The organism is Amycolatopsis sp. NPDC104819 (assembly GCF_055583145.1).
This window is the reverse complement of sequence record NZ_JBVJON010000008.1, coordinates 284,645-308,821: the sequence shown is the minus strand read 5'-3', so window position 1 is coordinate 308,821 and position 24,177 is coordinate 284,645. Positions and strand designations below refer to the sequence as shown.

Genomic DNA, 24,177 nt, shown 5'->3' with positions numbered 1-24,177 from the left:
GGGGGGGGGGGGGAGGGAAGGAGAGGAGGGGGGGGGGGGGGGGGGGGGGGGGGGTGGTGGCCACTGGGGGGGGGGGGGGGGGGGCCCGGGGGGGCCCTCCCCCCCCCCCCCCCCCCCCCCCCCCCACGACAACTGCGGCAGGACGGGAAGCCGGGCGATTTCGATGCAGGCCCTAGCACCCACTTGACGTCGACGGGCGGCTCAGGCGAGCGGCGGGTAGGGGAGCAGGCTGCTGGCGTGCTCGTCCACCCGGAGCGTCTTCCCGATCGCGGGGAACGCGCGCTGCGGGCACGCGGGCCGCTCGCAGACCTTGCAACCCATGCCGATCGGGGTGACCGCGGCGTCGGCGCCGAGGGCGAGGCCGTCGGAGTAGATCAGCCGGCGAGCGTGGCGCAGTTCGCAGCCCAGGCCGATCGCGAACGTCTTGCCCGGATCGCCGTGGCCACCCACGGTTCGGGTCACCGTGCGCGCGAGCCAGAAGTACTTCTTGCCGTCCGGCAGTTCGGCGACCTGGGTGACGATCCGGCCCGGCGAGCTGAACGCCTCGTACACGATCCACAGTGGACACGAGCCGCCGACGCGGGAGAAGTGGAACCCGGTGGCCGACTGGCGTTTCGAGATGTTGCCCGCGCGATCGACGCGGACGAACGAGAACGGCACCCCGCGCGTGCCCCGCCGTTGCAGCGTCGAAAGGCGGTGGCAGATCGTCTCGAACCCGACTCCGAAGTGGTCCGACAGCCGGGTGATGTCGTAGCGGTAGCGCTCCGCGGCACCGAGAAACACGCGATAGGGCAGTACCAGCGCGCCCGCGAAGTAGTTCGCGAACCCGATCCGGGCCAGCCGGCGAGCGGTGTCGTCGCCGAAGGCGCCGTCGTCGACCAGCCGGTCGATCGCCGTTCCGGCTTCGAGCATGGCCAGCTCGGAAGCCAGCCGGAACGCCGCTTGCCCCGGCCGCAGCGCCGCGGACAGGTGCAGCACCCGGGCACCGGGGTCGAACCGGTGCTGGTCCGCGCCGATCGGGGCGGCGACCACCTCGACGCCGTGCCGGTCTCGCAGGCCGGCGGCCAAACCGGCACGCACTTCGCCCGGAACGAGCCGCAGCTCGGCGGCCAGCTTCTCGGCGGGTTCGTCGAGCTCGGCGACGTAGTTGCGGTGCCGGTAGAACCAGTCGCGGATCTCCTCGTGCGGCTGCTGCGCGGCCGTGCGATCGAGGCCCTGCTCCGACACCAGCGTCGCGATGTTCTCGATCGCCTCCCGGTAGCGCCGGTGCAGCGAGACCAGCGTGCGGGCGGCGTCGGGCAACTGGGTGGTCAGCTCGTCCACCTGGCCGGCGGAGAGGGTGCCGTCGACGGTGTCGTCGGCGAAGACCTCCCGGACGTCGGCGACCAGCCGCGCGGTGTCCTGCGGCGCGAAGAACTCCGCGTCGACCCCGAAGTGCTCGGTCAGCCGCAGTAACACCGGCAGCGTCAGGGGACGGCCGTTGTGCTCGAGCTGGTTGACGTAGCTCGGCGAGATCTCCAACAGCCGGGCCAGGTCGGACTGGGACATCGACCGGTCCTCGCGCAGCTGCCGCAGCCGGGCTCCCGCGAACATCTTCTCCACACGTCGACTTTAACAACTTTTACAGAGCGACCGGAAACGTTCACAAGACTTCACAGTCCACAGGGCTCGCCCGCATCGGAGGGCGATGCCACGCTGAGAGCACAGCACCACAAGGTTCACAGGAGGCCGGATGAACATCGCACGGGTCGCCGTCGTCGGCGCGGGGCAGATGGGCGCGGGGATCGCCGAGGTCTGCGCCCGCGCCGGGCTCGACGTCGTGGTCTGCGAGCAGGACGCCCCGTCGGCCGACGCCGGCCGCGCCCGGATCCTCGCCTCGCTGGACCGGGCGGTCCGCGCGGGCAAGCTCGATCGGGCGGGCGCGGAGCAGGTGTCCTGGCGGCTGCGGTTCACCACCGACCTCGGCGACCTCGCCGACCGTCAGCTGGTGATCGAGGCCGTGGCCGAGGACGAACAGGTCAAGACCGAGCTGTTCGCCACCCTGGACAAGGTGGTCGAAGACCCGGACGCGATCCTGGCGTCCAACACCTCATCCATCCCGATCATGCGGCTCGGGATGGCCACCGGCCGGGCCGGCCAGGTCGTCGGCCTGCACTTCTTCAACCCGGTGCCGGTGCTCCCGCTGGTCGAAGTCATCGGCTCGCTGCTCACCTCGCCCGCCACCGTCGACCGGACGCAGCGGTTCGCCGCCGACGCCCTCGGCAAGACCACGATCCGCGCGGCCGACCGCGCCGGGTTCGTCGTCAACGCCCTGCTGGTGCCCTACCTGCTCTCGGCGATCCGGATGGTCGAGTCCGGGTTCGCCTCGGCCGCCGACGTCGACCGCGGCATGGAGCTGGGCACCGCGCACCCGATGGGGCCGCTGCGGCTGACCGACCTCATCGGGCTCGACACCGTCGCCGCGATCGCCGACTCGCTCTACGCCGAGTTCAAGGAAGCGCTCTATGCCCCGCCGCCGCTGCTGCTGCGCATGGTCGACGCCGGCCTGCTCGGCAAGAAGGCCGGCCGCGGGTTCTACGTCCACGAAGGAAAGTGATGATCGACCACACCGTCCGCACCTACCGTTCCGCCGAGTACCTGCCACGCGAAGAGCAGCTGGCCTGGAAGCTGGCGTCCGTCGCGACCGATCGGGTGCCGGTCACGCCCGAGGTCACCGAGATGGTGATCAACCGGGTCATCGACAACGCCGCCGTGGCCGCGGCGTCCCTGACGCGGCGTCCGGTCAGCGCGGCCCGTGACCAGGCATTGGCCCACCCGTCGAGCCCCGGGGCGACGGTGTTCGGCGTGCCCGGCCGGTTCTCGCCGGAGTGGGCGGCCTGGGCCAACGGCGTCGCCGTGCGCGAGCTGGACTACCACGACACGTTCCTCGCCGCGGACTACTCGCATCCCGGGGACAACATCCCGCCGATCCTCGCGGTCGCCCAGCACACCGGCCGCACCGGCGCCGACCTCGTCCGCGGCATCGCCGCCGGCTATGAGCTGCAGGTCGACCTGGTGCGCGGGATCTGCCTGCACGAGCACAAGATCGACCACATCGCCCACCTCGGCCCGTCGGTCGCCGGTGGGCTGGGCGCGCTGCTCGGCCTCGACACCGAGACGGTCCACCAGGCCATCGGGCAGGCCCTGCACACCACGACGACCACCCGCCAGTCCCGCAAGGGCGAGATCTCCTCATGGAAGGCCTACGCCGCCGCCTTCGCGGGGAAGATTGCGATCGAAGCCGTCGACCGGGCGATGCGCGGCGAAGCTGCCCCGAGCCCGATCTACGAAGGCGAGGACGGCGTCATCGCCTGGCTGCTCAGCGGGCCGGACGCCGCATACCTGGTTCCGCTGCCCGCACCAGGCGAACCGAAGCTGTCCATCCTGGACACCTACACCAAGGAACACTCGGCGGAGTACCAGAGCCAGGCGCTGATCGACCTCGCCCGGCGGCTCGGCCCGCGCGTCGGCGAGTTCGGCAAGGTCGAGAAGATCGTCATCCACACCAGCCACCACACGCACTACGTGATCGGCTCGGGGGCGAACGATCCGCAGAAGTACGACCCGCAGGCGAGCCGGGAAACCTTGGACCACTCGATCCCGTACATCTTCGCGGTCGCGCTGCAGGACGGCGCCTGGCACCACGTGGACTCCTATGCCCGCGAGCGCGCCACCCGCCCGGACACCGTCGAGCTGTGGCAGAAGGTCACCACCGTCGAAGATCCGGAATGGACACGCCGCTACCACGAGCCGGAACCGGCTTTCGGCGGCCGCGTCGAGGTCACCCTCGCCGACGGGACGACACTGACCGACGAGATCGCCGTCGCCGACGCGCACCCCGCCGGGGTCCGGCCGTTCGCCCGCGAGCAGTACGTCGCGAAGTTCCGCACTCTGGCCGAGGGCGTGATCAAGCAAGCCGACCAGGACCGCTTCCTCGACTCGGTCACCCGGCTCGCCGATCTGGACGCGGGCGAGGTGCGCGGGCTGGCCCTTCCGGCGACGATCGACGCGACACCTGCGACGAAGGGGATCTTCTGATGCTGCACGCCACGGCCACCGCCTCGCAGAAGCGGATCGCGTTCCGCGCGGGCCTGAACTCCGGGGCGCTTCAACGGGTCCCGGGCGCGTTCAACCCGCTGAGCGCGAAGCTGATCGAGCGCCAGGGCTTCGACGGCGTCTACATCTCCGGCGCGGTGCTGTCGGCCGACCTGGGACTGCCGGACATCGGGCTCACCACGATCACCGAGGTCGCGGGCCGGTCGCAGCAGATCGCGCGGGTGACGTCGCTGCCCGCGTTGGTCGACGCCGACACCGGGTTCGGCGAACCGATGAACGCCGCCCGCACCGTCCAGCTCCTCGAGGACGCCGGGGTCGCCGGGATGCACCTGGAGGACCAGGTCAACCCCAAGCGCTGCGGGCACCTCGACGGCAAGGACGTCGTCGAGCGCGACATCGCGGTCCGCCGGATCAAGGCCGTGGTCGCCGCCCGCCGCGACCCGGACTTCGTCATCGCCGCCCGCACCGACGCCGCCGGCGTCCACGGTCTCGACGACGCGCTCGACCGCGCGAAGGCCTACGTCGACGCCGGCGCGGACCTGCTCTTCCCCGAAGCGATGCGCGGACCCGCCGACTTCGAGCGGATGCGGGCGGCCGTCGACGTCCCGATCCTGGCGAACATGACCGAGTTCGGCAAAAGCGAGCTTCTCGACGCGAAGACCCTCGAATCGCTCGGCGTGAACATCGTGATCTACCCGGTCACGCTGCTGCGGCTGGCGATGGAGGCTGCCGAGAACGGGCTGCGCACCATCACCGAAGAAGGCGGCCAGGAGAGCTTGCTCGACCGGATGCAGCACCGCCGCGACCTCTACGACCTGCTCGACTACAGCGAATACAGCGCGTTCGACGAGAACGTCTTCAACTTCCGCGTCTGAACGGGGACACCGATGTCTGCACCCACGATCCACAAAGGACTTACCGGAGTCGTCGTCGACACCACCGAGGTCTCGATGGTCAACCCCGACACGAACTCGCTGACCTACCGCGGCTACCCGGTCCAGGACCTCGCCGCGCACTGCAGCTTCGAAGAGGTCGCCTACCTGCTCTGGCACGGCGAACTCCCGTCGCCGGCCGAGCTGGCCGCGCAGACCGAGGCCGAGCGGGCACAACGGGGCCTGCCGACCGACCTGGTGATGACGCTGCTCGGCCTGCCCGAGACCGCGCACCCGATGGACACCCTGCGCACCGCGGTCAGCATCCTCGGCGCCAACGACCCCGACGAGGACGACAACTCGCCGGAAGCCAACCAGGCCAAGGCGGTGCGGCTGTTCGCGGTCCTGCCGTCGGTGGTCGCGCTGACCCAGCGCCGTCGGCACGGCCTGTTCCCGCTCCCACCGCGCCAAGACCTCGGGTACGCCGAGAACTTCCTCTACATGACTCTCGGCGCGGTCCCGGAGCCGGTGATCGTCCGTGCCTTCGAGACGTCGCTGATCCTCTACGCCGAGCACAGCTTCAACGCCTCCACCTTCACCTCCCGCGTCGTCACCTCGACGCTGTCGGACCTCTACAGTGCCGTGACGGCCGCGATCGGCGCGCTGAAGGGCCCGTTGCACGGCGGCGCGAACGAAGCGGTGATGGCGACGTTCGAGGAGATCGGCGCGGCAGGCAACGCCGAAGCCTGGTTGCGGAAAGCGCTTGCCGACAAGCGCAAGATCATGGGCTTCGGTCACCGTGTCTACAAGAAGGGCGATTCCCGGGTCCCGACGATGCGGCACGCGCTGCAGGAGGTCGCCGAGCTCCGCGTGGGCCACGAGCTGCTGGACCTTTACGAGGCCCTCGCCCGGGCGATGTACGCGGAGAAGGGCCTGCACCCGAACCTCGACTACCCGGCCGGCCCGGCGTATCACCTGATGGGGTTCGACACGCCGGTGTTCACGTCGATCTTCGTGGCCGCGCGGATCACCGGCTGGACCGCTCACATCATGGAACAGCTGGCAGCCAACAGCCTGATCCGGCCGTCGAGCACCTACAGCGGCAAACCGCAACGCGCGTTCGCAGGTTCGTGAGTCATGGCGGGGCCGTCGTCGGGCGAGACGGCGCGGGGTCAGGTCGAGGACGGCTTGCACGGCCCACCCGCCGCCGGGAGTGGGGCCGACGGTGACGCTGCCGCCGTAGAGGGCCGCACTCCGCCGGCTCGGCGCTGTCGGGCGGGTCGGAGAAGATCCCGCACCCTGGCGTGAACCGACTGGTGCCCGCGGCCGTGCGGGCCGTGGGCATGGCTGGCTGTTCCGGCTCCCGCCGACGACGTGTGCCGGTGAACGCAGCAGCGTCGTCTGCTGCGGCCCGCCCGGTCCCCCATGCGCCGATCTCAGGTGCAGCCGGCTTCAGGTGGCCGACCACAACGCCCGCCGACGGTGGGCGAGTCTCCACAATTGGTTGCCTGCGAGCCGCAGGTCGGGACCTCTGAAGTGGCGGTGACGTGGAGAACCGACTGAATCGGTGAAAGCCGTTTCTCGGCTGCGAAGAAGCAGTTTCATATTGTGGCGCGGGCCGGCGAGCGAGAAGCTGTCAAGATGTTGATCACTCTTTCCGGTGGTCAGAGGATCTGGGGCAGCTGTCGGGTGTGTGGTTTTGTACTCTCGGTTCAGCCGGCCCCGATCAGCGGTAGATGGCTTCCCGACAATTCGGCTTGCGGGGGGACGGCTGTCGTTCGGAGCCGGTGATCGCCTGTACTGACCATGGTCGACGATGAGGGCGGATACGGGTGGGCGGAAGGACGACCGGGTGATTTTCGGTGGGTGGGCGCGGTGGCCGCGCTCGATGAGGTTTCTCGGGCGCAAGGCCGCCGGTCTGGTGGTCGTGGTCACTTTGGCGTTCGCCGGCACCGTTGTCCCGGTCGGGGTGGCGGAGGCAGCGTCCTGGACGGTGCAGGGCGAACACGATCCGTCGGTCTTCGACTGCGACCACCTGTACTACAGCAACATCCGGTCGGGTATGCAGCTGGGCACCGACGCGGCGGGGGACGCGTCGGTCCGCAACACGGTGATCACCAAGCGGACCGGTGCGGGGCCGCCCGACTACTGGTCGTCGAACATGGCGCTGGGCAAGGATCCCGACACGGGCCGGGTCGCCGCGTTCTACTCCAGCTACACCAGCGCCAACCGCACGGTGTACAAGCACGTGTCCGGTACGAACTCCGTGACCGACCGGATCGCCGGTGACGCGACCCGCTCGTTGCCCGCCGGGGTGAACTGGGGCGGCCTGACGGCCGATCCGGCCACCGGCATGCTCTACGGCGCGCAAAACGGCGGTGCGCCGGTGCTGTTCGGCATGGACCTGGCCACCGGCGACACCAAGGTCTTCCGCCGAGGATCGACGCTCCGTTCCGAGCCGCCGAACGACCCGGTGTTCGCCGGTGGTTCGCTGGTGCCCGACTTGTTCGTCGACTCCGCGGGCGGCGTCTACTACGGAATCGTCTACGGCGGCCAGAGCTACGTCTACCGCTTCGACCCGGACACCGGCGTCACCACGCAAGCCGTGAAAGTCACCGGCCCCGGCTCGGCCAACGGCTTCAACAACTACGGCATGGCCTTCCTGAACGGGTCGATCTACCTCGGCTACTACGCGGGCACCCTGTACAAAGTGGACCCACGCACCGGCGTCTCGGTGCAGGTCCCCGGCGGTACCGTGCTCGCCAACCAGGTCGGGACGGTCAAGGCGGAGTCCGGCGGGTCGTGGGCGATCACCGACCTGGCCAGCTGCTCGATCGCCCCGGACCTGACGAAGAAGGTCGTGGTCACCAAGAAGGCCGACAAGGCGGACGCGAAACCGGGCGACACGGTCACCTACACCGTCACCGTCGCCAACCAGGGCACCGCGCCCGCGCCGGCCACCGTCGTCACCGACGACCTGTCCGGCGTCGTGGACGACGCGGCCTACAACGGTGACGCGAAGGCCGTCTCCGCCGCCGGCGAACGGACGAAGCCCCGCTACGACGCGGCGGCGAAGCACCTGACCTGGACCGGTGACCTCGCTCCCGGCGAGACCGTGTCGATCACCTATTCGGTGAAAGTCGGTTCTCCGCCGCGCGGGGACAAGAGGCTGGACAACGTCGTCACCGTCCCCGGCAGCAACTGCGCGGCGGGCGTGGGAGATCCGGACTGCGAGGTCCGGGTGCCCCTGGCGACGTTGAAGATCGTCAAGACCAGCTCGCCGAAAAAGCCGATGCCCGGGCAGAAGGTCACCTACTCGATCACGCTGACCAACGACGGCACCGCCGACTGGACGGGGGCCACCGCCGTCGACGACCTGTCCGATGTGGTCGACGACGCGACCTACAACGGTGACGCGGCCGCGAAGAACTCCGGTGGCACCTCGGCGGGCCCGGTGACCTACACCCCCGGCGACACGACCCTGCGCTGGAGCGGGACGGTCGGCAAGGGCACCGCGGTGACGATCACTTACTCCGTGACCGTCGGCAATCCCCCCGCCGGGAACAAGCGCCTGAGCAACGCCGTGACCGGACCGGACGGCTCGACGTGCCCGCCGGGCAGCGCCGCCCCGGACTGCGGCACCGACGAAACCATCAGCGGCCTGCTGATCACCAAGTCGGCGTCGCCCGCTTCGGCCAAACCCGGCGACGTCGTGACCTATACGGTGACCGCGCGCAACATCGGCGGAGCCGTGGTCACCGGGGCCACCCTGACCGACGACCTGTCCGGCGTGGTCGACGACGCGACCTACAACGCCGACGCCGTCGCCACCGCGGGTGGGGTCCGCACCCCGCGCCAGCCGGTCTACGACGCCGCGACCGCGAAGCTCACCTGGACCGGTGACGTCGGCGTGGGGCAGACGGTGACCATCACCTATTCGGTCAGGGTCAACGCGCCGCCCACCGGGGACAAGAACCTGCGCAACGCCGTCGCCGGCCCGGAAGACTCGTCCTGCCCGCCCGGCAGCGCCGATCCGGCCTGCGGCACGGTCACTCCGGTCGCCGCGCTGCGGATCACCAAGACGGCGGCTCCGCCCGTGGCCGCGCCGGGAGAGCGGGTCACCTACACCGTCACGGTGACCAACCCGGGCACCGCGGACTACCCGGGCGCCTCGTTCACCGACGACCTGTCCGGCGTGCTCGACGACGCCACCTGGAACGGCGACACCACCGCGTCCTCGGGCCGGACGGCCTTCGACGCGGCGGGCCGCAAGCTGACCTGGACCGGTGATGTCGCCAAGGGCGCGACGGTGACCGTCACCTATTCCGTCACCGTCGGCAAGCCCCCGGCGGGGGACCGCCGGCTGGGCAACGTCGTCACCGGTCCCGACGGGTCCACCTGCCCGCCGGGCAGCACCGACCCGGGCTGCCACACCGAGACGCTGATCAAGTCGCTGAAGCTGGTCAAGACCGGGTCCCCGGCCGACCCGAAGGTGGGTGAGCGGGTCACCTACACGGTGTTGGTCGAGAACACCGGCACAGCCGCGTACCCGGGGGCGTCGTTCGCCGACGACCTGTCCGGTGTGCTCGACGACGCCACCTGGGACGGCACCGCCGCGGCCACGCTCGGCACCACGGTCTTCGACGCCGCGAGCCGGAAACTCACCTGGTCCGGCGACCTGGCCGTCGGAGCCTCGGCCACGATCACCTACACCGTCACCGTCACCAACACGGGTGACAAGTTCCTGCGCAACGTCGTCAGCGGCACCGACTCCAACTGCCCGCCGGGCTCGACCGACCCGGCCTGCCGCTCCGTGCTGCCCAAACCGAGCCTGACGATCCGCAAGACCGCGACGCCGGCCACGGCCAACCCCGGCCAGGTCGTGACCTACACCGTCACGGTGACCAACACGAGTCCCGACGCCGCCTACCGCGCGGCGCGCTTCACCGACGACCTGACCGGCGTCCTGGACGACGCCACCTACAACGGGGACGCGAAGGCGGGCTCGGGCTCGGTCGCCTTCGCCACACCCACGCTCACCTGGACCGGCGACGTCGCCGCCGAAGCCGCGGTCACCATCACCTACTCGGTCACGGTGAACCGTCCCCCGGCCGGCGACCACCGGCTGCGCAACGCCGTGACCGGACCGGAGGACTCGACGTGCCCGCCGGGGAACACCGATCCCGCCTGCACCCCGGTGACCCCGATCGCGGCGCTGAAGATCACCAAGACCGCGTCCCCGGCGAGCGCGAAGCCGGGGGAGAAGGTCGGCTACACCGCGCTGGTCGAGAACACCGGCACCGCGGCGTACCCGGACGCGTCCTTCACCGATGACCTGTCCGGAGTCCTCGACGACGCGACCTGGAACGGTGACGCCACCGCGACCGCCGGGACGACCAGGTTCGACGCTCCCGGGCAGAAGCTGACCTGGACCGGTGTTGTCCCCGCGGGTGGCAAGGTGACGGTGACGTACTCCGTCACCGTCGGCAAGCCCCCGGCCGGTGACCGAAGGCTGACCAACGCGGTCGTCGGCCCGGACGGCTCGACCTGCCCGCCGGGCAGCACCGATCCGGAGTGCTCGACCAGCACCGGGATCGGTCTGCTGGTCCTGACCAAGACGGCGGCGCCCGCCACCGCCAAGCCCGGCGGCAAGGTCACCTACACCGTGATCGCGGCCAACCCGGGCACCGCGCCCTACTCCGGCGCGCGGTTCGGCGACGACCTGACCGGCGTCCTGGACGACGCGACCTACAACCAGGACGCCACGGCCACGGCGGGCACGACCGCCTACACCGCGCCGACGCTGACCTGGACCCACGACCTGCCCGCCGGAGCCACGGTCACCATCACCTACTCGGTGACCGTGCACCGGCCGCCGACCGGTGATCTCCGGCTGCGCAACGCGGTGACCGGTCCCGAGGACTCGACGTGCCCGCCGGGGAACACGGACCCGGACTGCACCCCGGTGACCCCGGTCGCCGCGCTGAAGATCAGCAAGACCGCGACGCCGGTGAACGCGAAGCCGGGGGAGACGGTCACCTACACCGTCCGGGTGGCGAACACCGGCACCGCCGCCTATCCGGGAGCCCGGTTCACCGACGACCTGACCGGTGTTCTCGACGACGCGACCTACAACGACGACGTCATCGCGACCGCCGGCCGCACCACTTACACGGCGCCGACGCTGACCTGGACCGGCGACGTCGCCGCCGGAGCCACCGTCACGGTGGCCTACACCGTCACGGTGCGCCGGCCGCCGACCGGGGACAAGGTGCTGGGCAACGCCGTGACCGGAGCTCCGGACACGACCTGCCCGCCCGGCGGCGACGATCCGGACTGCCACACGGTGACGCCGCTGCCCGCGTTGAAGATCGTCAAGACGGCCACGCCGAAGGACGTCAAAGCCGGTGACACGGTCACCTACACCGTCACGGTCGAAAACGTCGGGAAGGCGCCCGATCCCACCGCCCGGTTCACCGACGACCTGACCGGTGTCCTGGACGACGCCACCTACAACGGGGACGCGAAAGCCGACAGCGGTGCGGTCGCGTTCGCCGCACCGACCCTGATCTGGACCGGTGCACTGGATGCGGGCGCGAAAGCCACGATCACCTACACCGTGACGGTGACCAACCTCGGCGACAAGCGCCTGCTCAACGTGGTCAGCGGTGCGGGATCCAACTGTGAAGAAGGATCCGCCGATCCGGACTGCCGCAGCGAACTGCCGACGCCCGCACTGCGCATCACGAAGACCGCGAGCCCGGCCGTGGCGCTGCCCGGCGGCACGGTCACCTACACCGTGGTCGTGCGCAACACCGGCCAGGCGCCGTACCGGGGGGCGTCTTTCACCGACGACCTGACCGGGGTGCTCGACGACGCGACCTACAACGACGACGCCCGCACCGATGTCGGAACCGTGAGCTACCGGGAGCCACGGCTGAGGTGGACCGGCACGCTCGTGCCCGGTGCCGCCGCGACCATCGGCTACACGGTGACGGTCGCGAACCCGGTCCGCGGCGACCACCTGCTGGACAACGTGGTCACCGGCGGCGACAAGACCAACTGCCCGCCGACGCCGGCGAAGCGCTCGGCAGGACAGGATCGCGCCACCGGGGATCCGGCCTGCGAAACGCGGACGCCCGTGCGGTCCATGACCATCACCAAGACGGCCCAGCCGGCCGCGTCCGTCAAACCGGGCGAGCCGGTCGGCTACACCTTGACCGTCGTCAACACCGGTGCCGCCGGCTACGACGACGCGGTCGTCACCGATGATTTGACCGGGGTGCTCGGCAATGCGTCGTACAACGACGACGCGGAAGCCACTGGCGGCACCGTCGGGTTCACCGCGCCGAAGTTGCGGTGGCATGGGCGGCTCGATGTGGGGCAGAAGGTCGTCATCACGTATTCGGTGACCGTCAAGGCCGACCTCGGAGCCGGGCAGCGGCTGCGCAACGCGGTCACCTCGACCACACCCGGTGCGAACTGCGCGACTCCGGCCGAGCCAGGCTGCTCGACCGACACCTCGATCGATCCCGGCACTGTCACGCCACCGGAACCGGTCGGCCCGCCGGATCCGGTCGGCCCGCCGGGTCCGGGCACTCCGGGTCCCGGCCCTTGGCCCCTGGCCTCGACCGGGGTGCCGGCCGCCGGGCTGCTCGGGCTGGGGCTGGCTGCGCTGGTGGCCGGGGCCGGCCTCCTGATCGTGGTCCGCCGCCGCACCCGCCGGTGACCGCCCTGGCACTTCATCACCGCGTTGTCAGGGTGAGTCACATCTTCCGTTCTGCCCCGGGCCGGCGCAGCGTTGCCGGCATTGACGCCACTTTCACCGGCCCGGGCAGGTCGGGGCGCGACGGCGAGCCGCTGGTGATCGCCCGTTGCGCCCAGGGCAGGCCGGGGGCGTGGTCGGAGATCTCGCGTACCGGGTGCTCTGCAGTGGCCCGATGAAGCCGTTTCGTCGTCGGCCGCCGCGTTGACCAGGCGGTGCGCTTCGGCCGCGATCCGGTCGCCGCTCTCGGGGCCGAGGTCGGGGGAGTCGTAGAACATGGTCACGAGGGGCAGCGGTGATCGGTAAGCCAGCCGCCGGCGCGGGTGTTCATCGATCCTCGCGGTGAGCGATGTCGCGAGTTGTACTGCGTGCTCGAGCCGGGTTGCAGGGAGTACTTCATGTGGTCGAGGTGGTCCTCGCCGGTGGGGGGCAGCAGGTACTCCGGGGTGGGGGAGAACCGGGCAGAAGAGCACCTTGTGGGGATTGGTGACCACCGAATCGGCGTCAGCTGGGGAGGAGAGCACCTCGGCACGGTCCGCAAGAACCCACCGTAGGCGGCGTCGACGTGCGGCCACACCCTTTCTCGACGGCACACGTCGGTGATTTCCTCGAGGGGATCGACCGCGGCGACGCCCGTTGTTCCCACATTCGCGACCACGGCGAGCGGAGTGAAGCCGCGCGCACGATCCTGGGTGTCGCGCTCGCGGTGCCGCGCCTGCTGAGTCGCGGTGGCGGGCAGATCATCACCGTGTCCTCGGCCGTCGGGCGGGTCGCGTTCGCCGGCGCGGCGACCTACGGCGCGACCAAGTGCGGCCTCATCGGGCTGACCGAGGCCGTGCGGTCGGAGCCGCGGGGGACCGGTGTCGAGGTGTCGGTCGTCGTGCCGATGATCGTCGACAACGAGCTCGGCGCGGGCTGTCCACCGTGCGCGGTCAGCGCGCGGTGGACAGCCAGGATGTCGCCGACGCCATCGTGAAGACCGTGGCGAAGCCGTTGGCTGCCCCGCAGGCCGTGCGGTCTTCAGAGACTCGAATACAGTGCTTTTTCGAAGTCCTGGTAGAGCTTGAATGCCTCTGGGGTGACGAACGGCAGGAAGTTGCTGTAGATCGACGCGCAGATCCCGGTGGTGCGGTCGATCCAGAAGTGGGTGTTGCAGAGCCCGGCCCACGCTCCGCTGCCCGCGCGGCGCATGCCAGGGATGTCCGCGGTGTTGAGCAGCAACCCGTAGCCCCACTTGTAGCCTGGGCCCGCGGCGAAACTGCCGCTCGCCGCCGGGTCGGCGGTGGGGATGTCGGCCGGGAAGTCCAGGTCGCCGATCTGGTTGGTGAAGGCTTCGTCCACTGTGGACTCCGCGAGGATCCGGGTGCCGTCGAGCTCGCCGCCCCGCAGGAGGGCGCGTTCGAACTTGATGTAGTCCGACGGCGTCGAGTACAGGCCGTGGCCGCCGGCCCACCAGTCCGGTTCCTGGTTGAGGATCTCGCCCGCCGAGGACCACGAGCCGTCCTCGGCGCGGATGTGCACGGGGGTGCTGCCGGCGCGCTGGGCGCCGGTCATCAGGAACGTCGTCTCCGTCATGCCCAGTGGCCCGGTGACGCCTTCCTTGATCGCGACGTCGAGGGTCAGCCCGCTCGCGGCCTCGACGACCTTGCCGAGCCAGTCGGTGTTGATGCCGTAGGTGTAGCGCGTGCCGGGGTCGGCCAGCAGCGGTGCGGTGAAGCTCGCGGCGGAGCCGGCGACGACGTTGGGGGTCCCGGTCGCGGCTTCCCACCTGACCAGGTCCTCGCTCCAGAACCAGTAGCCGAGACCTGAGGTGTGCGTGACGAGCTGGTGCACCGTCGCCCGGCTTGCGGGCGGGCGCAGCCTCGGGGTGTCGCTGTCGAACCCGTCGAGGACCTGGAGGTCGTCGAACTCGGGGCAGTACTCGCCGACCGGGGCGGAGAAGTCGAGTTTGCCCGCTTCGCGCAGCTGCAGGGCGACGGTGGTGGCGACCATCTTCGTCATGGACATGATCCGGAAGTGGGTGTCCACGGTGGCGGGTGCGTCCTCGCCGGCGGTCCGCGGCCCGGCGGCGCCCTGGTAGATGACGGCGTCGCGGTCCGCGGCAATCGCCACGACCTGGGGGACGGCTCCGGAGTCCACGGCTTCTCGCAGCACTTCGTCGATGGTCGAACTCATCGCTGGCTCCTCGCGGCAGGGCCTCTCAGCATGCGGGACGGAGATCACGGTAGGCCCAACGCGTGCTCAACGGAGGCTCAACGCGGCAGCCGCCCGGAAACAGTCCTGCCGGCTGCCTGCCCGGCGCGTCCCTCGTGCTTGACGACGAGTCTCACTCGATCGTGGTGTTGCGGTTTGCTCGCCCGCCCCGCCCCGCCCCGCCGCGGCCGGTGGAGTGATTTCGTGAACAAGCCTCGTATCGAAGGCGTGCCGTCCACCTCGGCGCGGTGATGGCGTAGTCGAGCAGGTTCACGGTGGTTTCGTGGCAGGCGGTCATCATCAGCATCAGTGTGTCGACGGGTTCGGTTTCGGTGAGTGCGCCGTCCTGGTTGTCTCGTGCGGCGATCAGTTCGGTGAACAGGGCTAGCGGCTCTGGCGCCCGAAGGTCCAGACGCCCAGGCCGACCGACACCGCGCACAGTGTTCCCGCGATCGCGGCGCCGAGCAGGACCCGGCCGGTGAACGCGCCGCCGGTGAAGGCGGCTCGCATGGCGTCGACGACGTACCGCAGCGGGACGACGCGTGACAGCGCGTCGAGCCAGCCTGGGGCCAGGGACATCGGCAGCAGCACGCCCGACAGCAGCATCAGCGGCACCAGCGAGACGTTCAGCGCCGGGGCCATCGTGTCCTCGCTGCGCAGGAGTAGCGCCAGCGCGTACGACAGCGACGTCAGGCTCAGCGCGAGCACTCCCACGAAGCCCAGTGCGATCACCACACCGCCCACCGGCGCCCGCAGCCCGAACGGCACCGCGACCGCGACCAGCAGCGCGGCCTGCGCGATCATCACCACGACGTCCTTCAGCACCCGCCCGAGCAGCAGCGCGAGCCGGCTGACCGGCGTCACCCGCAGGCGTTCGACGACCCCGGCGCGCCACTCCGCGATGACCGAGAACCCGACGAACGCCCCGCTGAACAGGCTGAGCTGCACCAGGATTCCGGGCACGAACGTCTGCCACGCCTGCTCGGACGTCGTCCCGGCGCTCTCCAGGGTGCGAGTCAGCAGCGGGCCGAAGAACAGCAGAAACACCACCGGCTGCACCAGCCCGACCAGGATCCAGACCGGGTTGCGCAGCGACAGCCGCGCGTAGCGGCGGAAGATCACCAGCGTGTCGCGGAAGACGGACATGCTCAGGCCCTTCCGGCGGGCACGGCGTAACCGTGCCGGGTCAGTTCCAGGAAGACGTCTTCGAGGCTGGCCTGGGCGACCTTGACCCCGTGGATCGGCACCCCCGCCGCCTGCAGCGCCACGACGACGTCGGCCACCGCGCGGTCCCCGTGCTCCACCGCCAGTCGCAGCGTCCGCGCGGCCGGCACGGTGACCTCGCGGATCCGGGGCAGCCCGGCCAGCGCCGCGTGCGCGACGTCGGTGCGGTCGTCGGTTTCGACCGTGATGACGTCGACCGACACCCGGCGCTTCAGCGCTTCGGTCGTGTCCTGCGCGACGATGCGCCCGCGGTCGATGACCAGGATGCGGTCGCTGAGTGCGTCGGCTTCTTCGAGGTGGTGCGTGGACAGGAAAACGGTGGTGCCGAATTCGGCGCGCAGGGCGCGGATGTGCGCCCAGAGACTCGCCCGGCTGTGCGGGTCCAGCCCGGCCGTCGGCTCGTCGAGGAACAGCACCGCCGGGGCGTGCACCATGCCCAGCGCGAGGTCGAGCCGCCGCCGCTGCCCGCCCGACAGCGTGCCGATGACCCGGCCCCACAGGTCGCCGAGGCCGAGCTGCTCGGCCAGCAGCGCCGCGCGGCGGCGGCCGGCCGCGCGGTCGAGGCGGTAGAGGTCGGCCTGGCATTCCAGTTCCTCGCCGACGCGGCACGCCATGTCGGTGCCGCCGGCCTGGGCGACGTACCCGATCCGCGCGCGCACCCCCCACGGGTCGGCCAGCAGGTCCGCGCCGGCGATCCGCGCGGCCCCCGCATCCGGGCGCAGCAACGTCGTCAGCATCCGCATCGTGGTGGTCTTCCCGGCGCCGTTGGGGCCCAGGAAACCGACGATCTCCCCGGCCTCGACGGTCAGGTCGATCCCGCGCACCGCCGGCACGGACTGCCTGCGGGCGCGGAAGCTCCGGGCGAGCCCGCGTACCTCGATGATCGTCATCTGGTCCTCTCCGGCGAGCACGGGTCCGGTGCCGACCGTCGGACTGTAGAGCGGGCCCGGCCGTCTCAGCACTGGGGAGACCCCCATACCGGTCAGGGATCTCCGGCGGGCCGCGCCGCGTACGCGCGCCAGAACCGGTGCAGCACATAGCTTCCGGAAGGGTGCACCTCGACTACGTGCGCGGCGGCCAGCGCGTCGAGCGCCCACGCGGCTCGCTCACGGGTGGTTCCGGTCAGCGTCGCCGCGTCCGCGACGGTGACGCGGTCCTGCGGGGCGTGGGCGAGCAGCCGCAGGAACCGGCGGTGCTCCGGCGTGATCGCCCGCAGGGAGGGGCCGAACACCTTGTGCAGGAACAGCGCGTCGGCTGTGGCGCGCCCCGGATCCACCTCGGCCAGGGGCAAGCGGGGGTGGCCGGTCAGCCGAGTGCCGAGGACTCGGATCAGCAGCGGCAGGTCGCCGCACGCCCGGCAGAGCGCGCGGGCGGCGTGCGGTTCGGCGCGGACCCGTTCGTGGCCGATGGTGCGCGCCAGCAGCGCGACCGCTTCGCCGGGCGGGAGCACGTCCAGGCGCAGCCGCCGCACGCCGTGCCGGGCGGCGGTCTCGTCCAGCCGGGTGCGGCTGGTGATCACGGTCGCGCAGTGCGGCCCGCCGGGCAGCAGCGCCTCGACCTGGTCGGCGTCCGCGGCGTCGTCCAGCACCACCAGGACGTGGCGGTCGGCCAGCGTGGAGCGGTACAGCGACGCGAGTTCGTCGAGCTCGTGGGGCAGGTCCGCCGAGCGCAGCCCGAACGCGCGCAGGAACCGGGACAGGGCCTCGCGCGCGGCCAGGGGCGGCCCGCCGGGCGCGTGCCCGCGCAGGTTGACGTAGAGCTGCCCGTCCGGGAACAGGTGCTTGACGCGGTGTCCCCAGTGGACGGTCAGGGCGGTCTTGCCCACGCCCGCGGTGCCTTCGAGCAGCACGACCGCGGCGGGGCGGGCCGGGCGCAGTTCGCCGAGCTCGGCGAGCCGTCCGGTGAAACCGGCGGGGTCGGCGGGGAGCTGGGCGGGCACCGGGAACGGGACCGCGGGACGGTGGCCTTCGGGCTCCTCGGTGGACTCGTCCCGCAGAATGCGTTGCCGCAACGCCTGAGTCGCCGCGCTGAGATCCAGCCCCAGTTCTTCGGAAAAATGTTTTCTCGCGCGTTCGTGGCATTGCAGTGCTTCGATTCTCCGGCCGCTGCGGTGCAACGCGGTCAGCAGTAATCTGAGCGCGGGTTCGTCAAAGGGGTGGGCGGTGGTGTGCTGAGCCAGTTCGGATATCACCTCGCGGTGCCGCCCGGCCGTGAGTTCACTTTCGAAACAGGCCAGGATGACGGCGTTGCGTTCCCGTTCGAGGTGCTCCCGGATCCCGGTCGCCCAGGTCCCGGAAATGCCCTGCAGGGGCTCGCCGCGCCAAAGTCGCAGGGCCGAACGCAGCAATGTGGTCGCTTTTTCCGGGGCGCCGGCCATGGTCGCCCGGGCGGCGGAGACGAGACTGCGGAACCGGTGCAGGTCAATCTGCTCGGGGTCGGCGCGCAGGATGTAGCCGCCCGCCGCCCGGACGATGTCGAGCAACCCCGGCGGGGCCGCCCCGCCGCCGGTCCGGGCGGCGGCGATGTCGGCCAGCGTGCGCCGGTTCCGGGTGATGTAGGTGTACAGGACGTTGCGGGCGGTGACCGGCGCCGCGTCCTGCCAGACGCTGCGGATGAGCGTGTCCACGCCGACGACCCGGTTGGCGTTGACCAGCAGGACCGCCAGCACGCACTGCTGCTTCGCCGGGCCGAGGTCGAACGACCGGCTGCCGAGCGACGCCCGGGGCGGCCCGAGCAGGCTGAAGTCGACCACCTCGAGCACCTGGGTCCTCCGCGGAAGTAACGGCCGGAATACCAGGCAATGGTACGGCCGATTTCCCGCATCGCGTGGTGGGGTATTTAAGATCGTTTAAAGGTTTTTTTCACGCGCCTGCGGCAGCCTTGGCCCGGTTCACCGCGTTGGCGGATTGATTTGAAAACGAAAGGTGCAATGCCGTTTCGAGCATTGGCCGGAGCGTCCGGCTGCTCGCAGTGATCCGCCACTCGGTGTAGGTAGTCCTACCCCGCCCGCTGTGGGCATTCGGCCGCCCCGCCCGGCGTCCACCGGGGCCGGGCGAGTGAAAATCGGAGGAAATCGGTGACTGTTTCGGAGCCTGCTGTCCTGCTCGGCCGGGTACGGGAACGCGACGTGATCGGTTCGGCACTCGACGCGCTCGCGGCGGGCGGGCCCGGGATGATCGCGGTGACCGGCGATCCCGGTTTCGGCAAGAGCCGGATGCTCGCCGAAGCGGCGTGGCTGGGCCGGGAGCGGGGGTTCGTCGTGCTGCAGGGCCTGGCGTCCCGCCGCCGCGCTGCGGTGCTCGCCGATGCCCTGCATGACCACTGGAGTGGTCTGGACCGGTTGCGGGTCGAGGCCGACGACCCGGCCGACGCCTGCCGGGCGGTCCGCGCGCTGCTCGAAGAGCTCGCGGAGCCCGGGCTCGTGCTGCTGCTCGACGACCTGCACCACGCGGGCGAGGGCACAGTGGACCTGCTCGTGGACCTGGTCCGGCATCCCCCGCGCGGCCCGGTGCTGATGGTGCTCGCCTACCGCCCCCGGCAGGCACCCGCCCGACTGCGGCACGTGGCCGAAGGCCCGGCCGTCGCGCAGCTCCCACTGGAACCGCTCGCCGAAGCCGACGTCCGGACGTTCCTGGGTGTCCACGACACACCGTCACGTCGCCGCCGGCTGCTCCGCCGCAGCGGGGGTAACCCGCTGTACCTGGCCGGGACGGCCGACTGCGGGCACGAGGTGTGCTCGTGTGCCGGCGAGGTCCCGCCGGCATTGCGGATCGCGCTGGAGGCGGAACTGGCGGAGCTGCCACCAGTGGTCCGGACCACGGCCTGGGCCGCCGCGGTGCCCGCCGGCCCGGTCGACCTGGGCCTCACCGCCGCCGTCGCCGGCCTCACCGAGCCCGAGGTGACCGCGTCGATCGACGAGCTGGTGCATCACGACCTGGTGCGGCCGGTACCCGGCACCGCCGCGTTCGCCTTCCGCGACCCCGTGGTCCGCAGGCTGACTCACGACAGCGCCGAGCCGGCCTGGCGGATCGTGGCCCACACCCGAGCCGCACTCGCACTGGAACGACGCGGAGCGCCGGCGGTCGTCATCGCCCCGCACATGGCCTTGGCCGTCGGGGCGGGTGATCCGAGAGGCCTGGCCCTCTTGGTGGCGGCCGCCCACGAGCTGCGCCCCCACGACCCGGCAACGGCGGCGGAGTGGCTGCGCACGGCATCAAGGCTGGTCCCCGCCGACGGCCTGGGCCCGGGAGTGCCGAACCGCGCCGGCCTGCTGGTGGCCCTGGCGGGCGCACTGGCCCTGGCGGGAAAGCTGCCCGAGAGCCGGGAGGTGCTGCATGAAGCGCGCGGTCTGGACCACAACGGAACATCCGGAGCCCCGGCCCACTGCGCGTTGGTGGAGCGCCTTCTGGGCCGCCGCGCCGAAGCCCGGGCGCTGCTGCTGCGCGAACTCGCGCCCCCTGCGGAGGCCGTGGGGGCCGAGACTTCCGCGACCTCTGCGGCCCTCGCGCCCCTCGCGGTGCCCGCGGCGCCTGGTGAGGCCGTGGAGGCTGTGGGCTCCGCGACCTCTGTGGGTCCCGCGATCTCCGTGGCCTCGGCAACCCCCGTAGCCCCCGCAGGAGCCGCCGGTCCGGCACTCGCGTTCGAGCTGTCGGCCGTCGAGCTGGCGGAGGGCAACCTCCCCGCCGCACGCGCATGGGCAGTGCAGGCGTTGCGCGTTGCGCGGTCGCGGACCTTGATCGCGTCCGCCCACGGGCTGCTCGCCGTGACCGAATCCCTGGCCGGTGCGCACGCGGCGGCGGCCGGGCACGCGGATGCGGCCGCGGACTTGGTCGACGGTCTTCTCGACGGCGAGTTCCGGCGGCGCCCGGACACGGCGGTGTGGCCCGGGTGGAGCGAACTGCTGCTGGACCGGCCTCAAGCCGCCCTGCGGCACTTCGACCGCGCGCTGGCCGCCGCGCATGCAGGTGGGAACGTCCTCGTGCTGTCCCCGGTCCAGGCCGGCCGCGCACTGGCGCTGTGGTCCGCGGGCAAGCTGACCCCGGCCGCCGAAGCAGCGGACGACGCGCTCGCCACCGCCGCCCGGACCGGCGCCACGGACCACCACGCACTTGCCCTGGCGATCAGGTGCCGCATCGCCACCTGGGCGGGCGACCGTGAGACGGCGTCGCGCACCGCCGCGGAGTCCACCGAGTGGCGATCCCGCCGCCCGGGCCCCTGGCTGACGGCGTTCACCCACCGCGCGGCCGCCGAAGCCGCCCTCGCCGCGGGCGAGCCGGAAAGCGGTCTGGACCTCCTGGAATGCACTGGTCCAGACCTGGCCATGACGGCCCCGTGGGCGAGGCCGGAGATCTGCGAGTTCCTGACCCGGGCCGCCCTGACCCGGGGCGCCCCGGAGGCGGCAACCCACTGGGCCGACCAGGCCGCGACGGCAGCCGGTTTGCCGACCGGGGCGGCCGCAAGTGCCCGGGGTTTCGCCGAGCCGCCTGCGCCCCTGCCGGAGATGTCCGACCGCGGCCTCACGCTGCCGAGCCGCAGTGCGCAACCCGGGCCGGCCGCGACCCGCCCCACCCGGCCGAGCCGGGAGGGGTACGCCTGGCTGGCCCTGGCCCAAGCCGCCCCCGAGCCCGAAGCCGCACTCCGGTTCGCGACCCTCGCCCGGGAGCGGTTCGACGTTGCCGGGCTTCGGCTCGAAGCTCTTCGGGCGCGGTTCGCCGGCGGGATTGCCGCCGCCGGTTGCGGACGGGGTGACCTGGCCGCGGCGGAGCTTCGGGCCGTGCAGCTCGGCTTCGAAGCCGCCGGTGCGTACCACTGGAGCCGGCGGGCTGTCGCGGAACGGCGGCGGCTTGCGGGGCGGGCCCGGCGGCGGGCCGGCGGGGCCGCGGGGCAATGCGGCGTCGCGGGGCTCAGTGGGCGGGAACGGCAGGTTGCGGCGCTCGTCAGCGAGGGCCTGACCAACCGGCGGATCGCGCAGCGGCTCTTCGTCACCGAGAAGACCGTCGAAATGCACCTGTCGAACATTTTCGCGAAGCTGGGTGCCTCTTCCCGGGTCGAAGTGGCTCGCGAATTCAGCGAGTCGGCCGGAACTCTCCCGTGATCAGGCCCTGGAACACAGCCAACCGGTGAACGTCACCCGCGCCTTCCAGGAATTCGCACCCGCGGGCGTCCCGGTGCATTCTCGCGAGCCACGGATTGGTCACCAGCGCCGCCGGGCCGAGCAGTTCGGCGGCGAGCCGGGTGACTTCTTCGGCGAGCCGCCCGGCCTGCACCTTGGCCGCCGGCACCCGGCGGGAGCCGGGGTTTCCGAGATCGACGTCGGCCGCGGCCCGGTAGGTGAGCGCGCGCACGGCCGCGATCCGATCGGCGCAGTCACGGAGGCGGTGCCGGACCGCGGGCCGCCGTGCGGCCACGTCGTCCAGCACCGCCTGCGCCAGCCCCACCGCGATCCCGGCGACCGGCGGCCGGCAGTGGGCCAAGGCCCGCATCGCGCCGTGCACGCCCCGCCGCAGCGGCGGCAGGTGCGCCCCGAGCACCCGGCAGGCCGGGACGTGCACGCCGCTGAACCGGACCCGGCTCAGCCCGGTGCCGCGCAGGCCCAGCGGCTCCTCCGGTTCGGCGTGCACCCCGGGATCCGCCGTGTCGACCAGCACCGCCTCCAGTCCCCACGGCCCCGGCGCGCGCCGGCAGAACACGACCCCGATCGAGGCCCGGGCGCCGTTCATCACGTGGCACTTGACGCCGTCCAGCCGCCAGCCACCGCCGTCGGGCACCGCCGTGAGAGCGGTGCCCAGCTCGAGCACCGCACTGCCCTTCGCCGGCTCGGTCATGGCGAAGAACGACCATGCCGGCCCGGCCGTGCGGGAAAAGAACAGTGCGCGCTGGACGTCGTCGCCGAGACCGGTCACCGCCGCCGCGGACAGCGACGGGCCGGGGCAGGACAGCGCGATTCCCGGGTCGCCGTAGGCGATTCCCTCCAGCACCGCCGTCCACTCGCGACACGACGTGCCGGAGAGCGCCAGCTCGTCCGGCGGCACCACGCCGTGCCGGTGCGCCGGGGGAGTGGCGGCGCACCGCAGGAGCGCCGCCGCGGGCAGCCGGCCGAGGTCTTCGGCGGAGGCCGGATCGCGGTCGAGCGCGGCCCCGGCGATCCGCAGCTCCGGGGCCAGGGCCCGGCAGACGGCCCCGATCCGGGCCAGGTCGGCGTCCATCACGGCCGCGCGCGGCGGTGCAGCACCGCGGCCTGGCTGCGGCCCGACCGGGGATCGGTGTCGCACAGCACGATCGTGGCGTAGTCCCGCGTCCAGATCTCGTGGTGGCGCGCCAGTTCCCGCCAGACACTGGTGCAGTACGACCCCGCGGCCACCACGTGGTGCGGCAGCCCCACTGCCCCGACCGCGGCGCGGTCGGCCCAGGGCCCGGCGACCACCAGCGCGCTGCCGGTCACGGCACCGGCCGCCGCGCGCAACGGCCCGCCGAGCGGCTCGCCCTCCTGCCCGGCGAACAACCCGGCGATCTCGTACGTCCCGCCGGCCCCGAACACGAGCAGCACACCCGAATCCACGAGCGGCGTGTCCCGGAACAGCGGATCGGTGTACGGGAACGTCGTCTGCTCCAGGACGAACAGCGCGAGGGACCGGCACCGGCCCGACCGCGCGAAGGCCCGCGCGATCCGCAACGCGGTGAACGGCGCCCGCAGCCCCTGTTCCGACACCGCGAAGCAGTACGCGCCGCCGCCGAGGAGGTGGTCGAGGTGCGACGCGATCGTCGTGAACGGGTAGGAGTCGGGCAGCCCGTGAGCGACGAGGATGAGGTCCGGGGAACCGACCGGGGCCGGCACGGCGTCGAGCAGGTCCTCGGCCAGGTCGGTGAAGGTGATGTTGGAACCCCCGCGCAGCAACGGTTCCTCGACCTCGACGCCGAACGGCTCCAGCAGGTCGCGCTGGTAGACCAGCAGCCGCTCGTCGCGCCGGTAGGGGCGGGGGTCCTTGCCGAGGACCACGGACGCGGTGCGCAGTGAGAGCGACATGGCAG

Annotated in this window: 15 protein-coding genes; 7 read left to right on the top strand and 8 right to left on the bottom strand. The window is 71.7% G+C overall.

Annotated features, from left to right (window positions below):
• Positions 1-201 precede the first annotated feature (201 nt).
• Complete coding sequence (locus ACZ63E_RS26565; protein ID WP_465338818.1) at positions 202-1,602, bottom strand: short-chain fatty acyl-CoA regulator family protein; 1,401 nt, start codon at positions 1,600-1,602, stop codon at positions 202-204.
• Positions 1,603-1,732: 130 nt separating this feature from the next.
• Here ACZ63E_RS26565 and ACZ63E_RS26560 point away from each other — a divergent pair, with 130 nt between their 5' ends.
• The 5 genes from ACZ63E_RS26560 to ACZ63E_RS26540 all read left to right on the top strand — a co-directional run bounded on the left by ACZ63E_RS26560 (position 1,733) and on the right by ACZ63E_RS26540 (position 12,696).
• On the top strand, positions 1,733-2,596 hold the full coding sequence (locus tag ACZ63E_RS26560) for a 3-hydroxybutyryl-CoA dehydrogenase (RefSeq protein WP_465338817.1): 864 nt from the start codon (positions 1,733-1,735) through the stop codon (positions 2,594-2,596).
• Entirely contained in the window at positions 2,596-4,077 is a 1,482-nt protein-coding gene (locus tag ACZ63E_RS26555) for an MmgE/PrpD family protein (RefSeq protein WP_465338816.1), read from the top strand. Before ACZ63E_RS26560 ends, ACZ63E_RS26555 begins: the two co-directional genes overlap by 1 nt.
• Positions 4,077-4,970, top strand: a complete 894-nt coding sequence (prpB, locus tag ACZ63E_RS26550; RefSeq protein ID WP_465338815.1) for a methylisocitrate lyase — start codon at positions 4,077-4,079, stop codon at positions 4,968-4,970. Before ACZ63E_RS26555 ends, prpB begins: the two co-directional genes overlap by 1 nt.
• A gap of 12 nt (positions 4,971-4,982) precedes the next feature.
• Positions 4,983-6,101, top strand: coding sequence for a bifunctional 2-methylcitrate synthase/citrate synthase (locus tag ACZ63E_RS26545; protein WP_465338814.1), 1,119 nt, complete (start codon positions 4,983-4,985; stop codon positions 6,099-6,101).
• A 754-nt stretch (positions 6,102-6,855) separates the two neighbouring features.
• Entirely contained in the window at positions 6,856-12,696 is a 5,841-nt protein-coding gene (locus ACZ63E_RS26540; protein WP_465338813.1) for a DUF7927 domain-containing protein, read from the top strand.
• A gap of 316 nt (positions 12,697-13,012) precedes the next feature.
• Here the strand turns inward: ACZ63E_RS26540 and ACZ63E_RS26535 are convergent, their stop codons facing one another.
• A complete protein-coding gene (locus ACZ63E_RS26535) occupies positions 13,013-13,378 on the bottom strand; it encodes a pyridoxal-dependent decarboxylase (RefSeq protein WP_465338812.1) in 366 nt (121 codons plus the stop codon).
• On the opposite strand from ACZ63E_RS26535, the gene ACZ63E_RS26530 reads away from it, so the two are divergent.
• The gene (locus tag ACZ63E_RS26530; protein WP_465338811.1) at positions 13,298-13,708 is read left to right on the top strand and encodes an SDR family NAD(P)-dependent oxidoreductase; all 411 of its coding nucleotides are present in this window, start codon (positions 13,298-13,300) and stop codon (positions 13,706-13,708) included. The two genes, ACZ63E_RS26535 and ACZ63E_RS26530, sit on opposite strands and share 81 nt — an antisense overlap.
• Positions 13,709-13,752: 44 nt before the next feature.
• On the opposite strand, the gene ACZ63E_RS26525 is transcribed toward ACZ63E_RS26530, so the two are convergent.
• From ACZ63E_RS26525 to ACZ63E_RS26510, 4 genes are all read right to left on the bottom strand, one after another.
• Entirely contained in the window at positions 13,753-14,907 is a 1,155-nt protein-coding gene (locus tag ACZ63E_RS26525) for a serine hydrolase domain-containing protein (RefSeq protein ID WP_465338810.1), read from the bottom strand.
• A gap of 402 nt (positions 14,908-15,309) precedes the next feature.
• Positions 15,310-16,071, bottom strand: a complete 762-nt coding sequence (locus ACZ63E_RS26520; RefSeq protein WP_465338809.1) for an ABC transporter permease — start codon at positions 16,069-16,071, stop codon at positions 15,310-15,312.
• A 2-nt stretch (positions 16,072-16,073) separates the two neighbouring features.
• Complete coding sequence (locus ACZ63E_RS26515; protein ID WP_465338808.1) at positions 16,074-17,039, bottom strand: ATP-binding cassette domain-containing protein; 966 nt, start codon at positions 17,037-17,039, stop codon at positions 16,074-16,076.
• A gap of 92 nt (positions 17,040-17,131) precedes the next feature.
• Positions 17,132-18,910 (bottom strand): AfsR/SARP family transcriptional regulator, encoded by a 1,779-nt coding sequence (locus ACZ63E_RS26510; protein ID WP_465338807.1) that lies wholly within the window; start codon positions 18,908-18,910, stop codon positions 17,132-17,134.
• A 315-nt stretch (positions 18,911-19,225) separates the two neighbouring features.
• Between ACZ63E_RS26510 and ACZ63E_RS26505 the strand changes: the two genes are divergently transcribed.
• Positions 19,226-22,243 carry a helix-turn-helix transcriptional regulator gene (locus tag ACZ63E_RS26505; RefSeq protein WP_465338806.1) on the top strand — a complete coding sequence of 1,006 codons (3,018 nt, stop codon included), beginning with the start codon at positions 19,226-19,228 and terminating at the stop codon, positions 22,241-22,243.
• Here ACZ63E_RS26505 and ACZ63E_RS26500 read toward each other — a convergent pair.
• Positions 22,215-23,354 carry an acyl-CoA dehydrogenase family protein gene (locus ACZ63E_RS26500; RefSeq protein WP_465338805.1) on the bottom strand — a complete coding sequence of 380 codons (1,140 nt, stop codon included), beginning with the start codon at positions 23,352-23,354 and terminating at the stop codon, positions 22,215-22,217. The two genes, ACZ63E_RS26505 and ACZ63E_RS26500, sit on opposite strands and share 29 nt — an antisense overlap.
• Positions 23,354-24,172, bottom strand: a complete 819-nt coding sequence (locus ACZ63E_RS26495) for a hypothetical protein (RefSeq protein ID WP_465338804.1) — start codon at positions 24,170-24,172, stop codon at positions 23,354-23,356. Before ACZ63E_RS26495 ends, ACZ63E_RS26500 begins: the two co-directional genes overlap by 1 nt.
• Positions 24,173-24,177: the final 5 nt, after the last annotated feature.

Excerpts from the sequence above, each read along its gene's own strand:
- ACZ63E_RS26495 (WP_465338804.1), bottom strand. The coding sequence starts at position 24,172 with ATGTCGCTCTCACTGCGCACCGCGTCCGTGGTCCTCGGCAAGGACCCC.
- ACZ63E_RS26545 (WP_465338814.1), top strand. The coding sequence starts at position 4,983 with ATGTCTGCACCCACGATCCACAAAGGACTTACCGGAGTCGTCGTCGAC.
- prpB (WP_465338815.1), top strand. The coding sequence starts at position 4,077 with ATGCTGCACGCCACGGCCACCGCCTCGCAGAAGCGGATCGCGTTCCGC.
- ACZ63E_RS26560 (WP_465338817.1), top strand. The coding sequence starts at position 1,733 with ATGAACATCGCACGGGTCGCCGTCGTCGGCGCGGGGCAGATGGGCGCG.
- ACZ63E_RS26500 (WP_465338805.1), bottom strand. The coding sequence starts at position 23,354 with ATGGACGCCGACCTGGCCCGGATCGGGGCCGTCTGCCGGGCCCTGGCC.
- ACZ63E_RS26540 (WP_465338813.1), top strand. The coding sequence starts at position 6,856 with ATGAGGTTTCTCGGGCGCAAGGCCGCCGGTCTGGTGGTCGTGGTCACT.
- ACZ63E_RS26555 (WP_465338816.1), top strand. The coding sequence starts at position 2,596 with ATGATCGACCACACCGTCCGCACCTACCGTTCCGCCGAGTACCTGCCA.
- ACZ63E_RS26515 (WP_465338808.1), bottom strand. The coding sequence starts at position 17,039 with ATGACGATCATCGAGGTACGCGGGCTCGCCCGGAGCTTCCGCGCCCGC.
- ACZ63E_RS26520 (WP_465338809.1), bottom strand. The coding sequence starts at position 16,071 with ATGTCCGTCTTCCGCGACACGCTGGTGATCTTCCGCCGCTACGCGCGG.
- ACZ63E_RS26525 (WP_465338810.1), bottom strand. The coding sequence starts at position 14,907 with ATGAGTTCGACCATCGACGAAGTGCTGCGAGAAGCCGTGGACTCCGGA.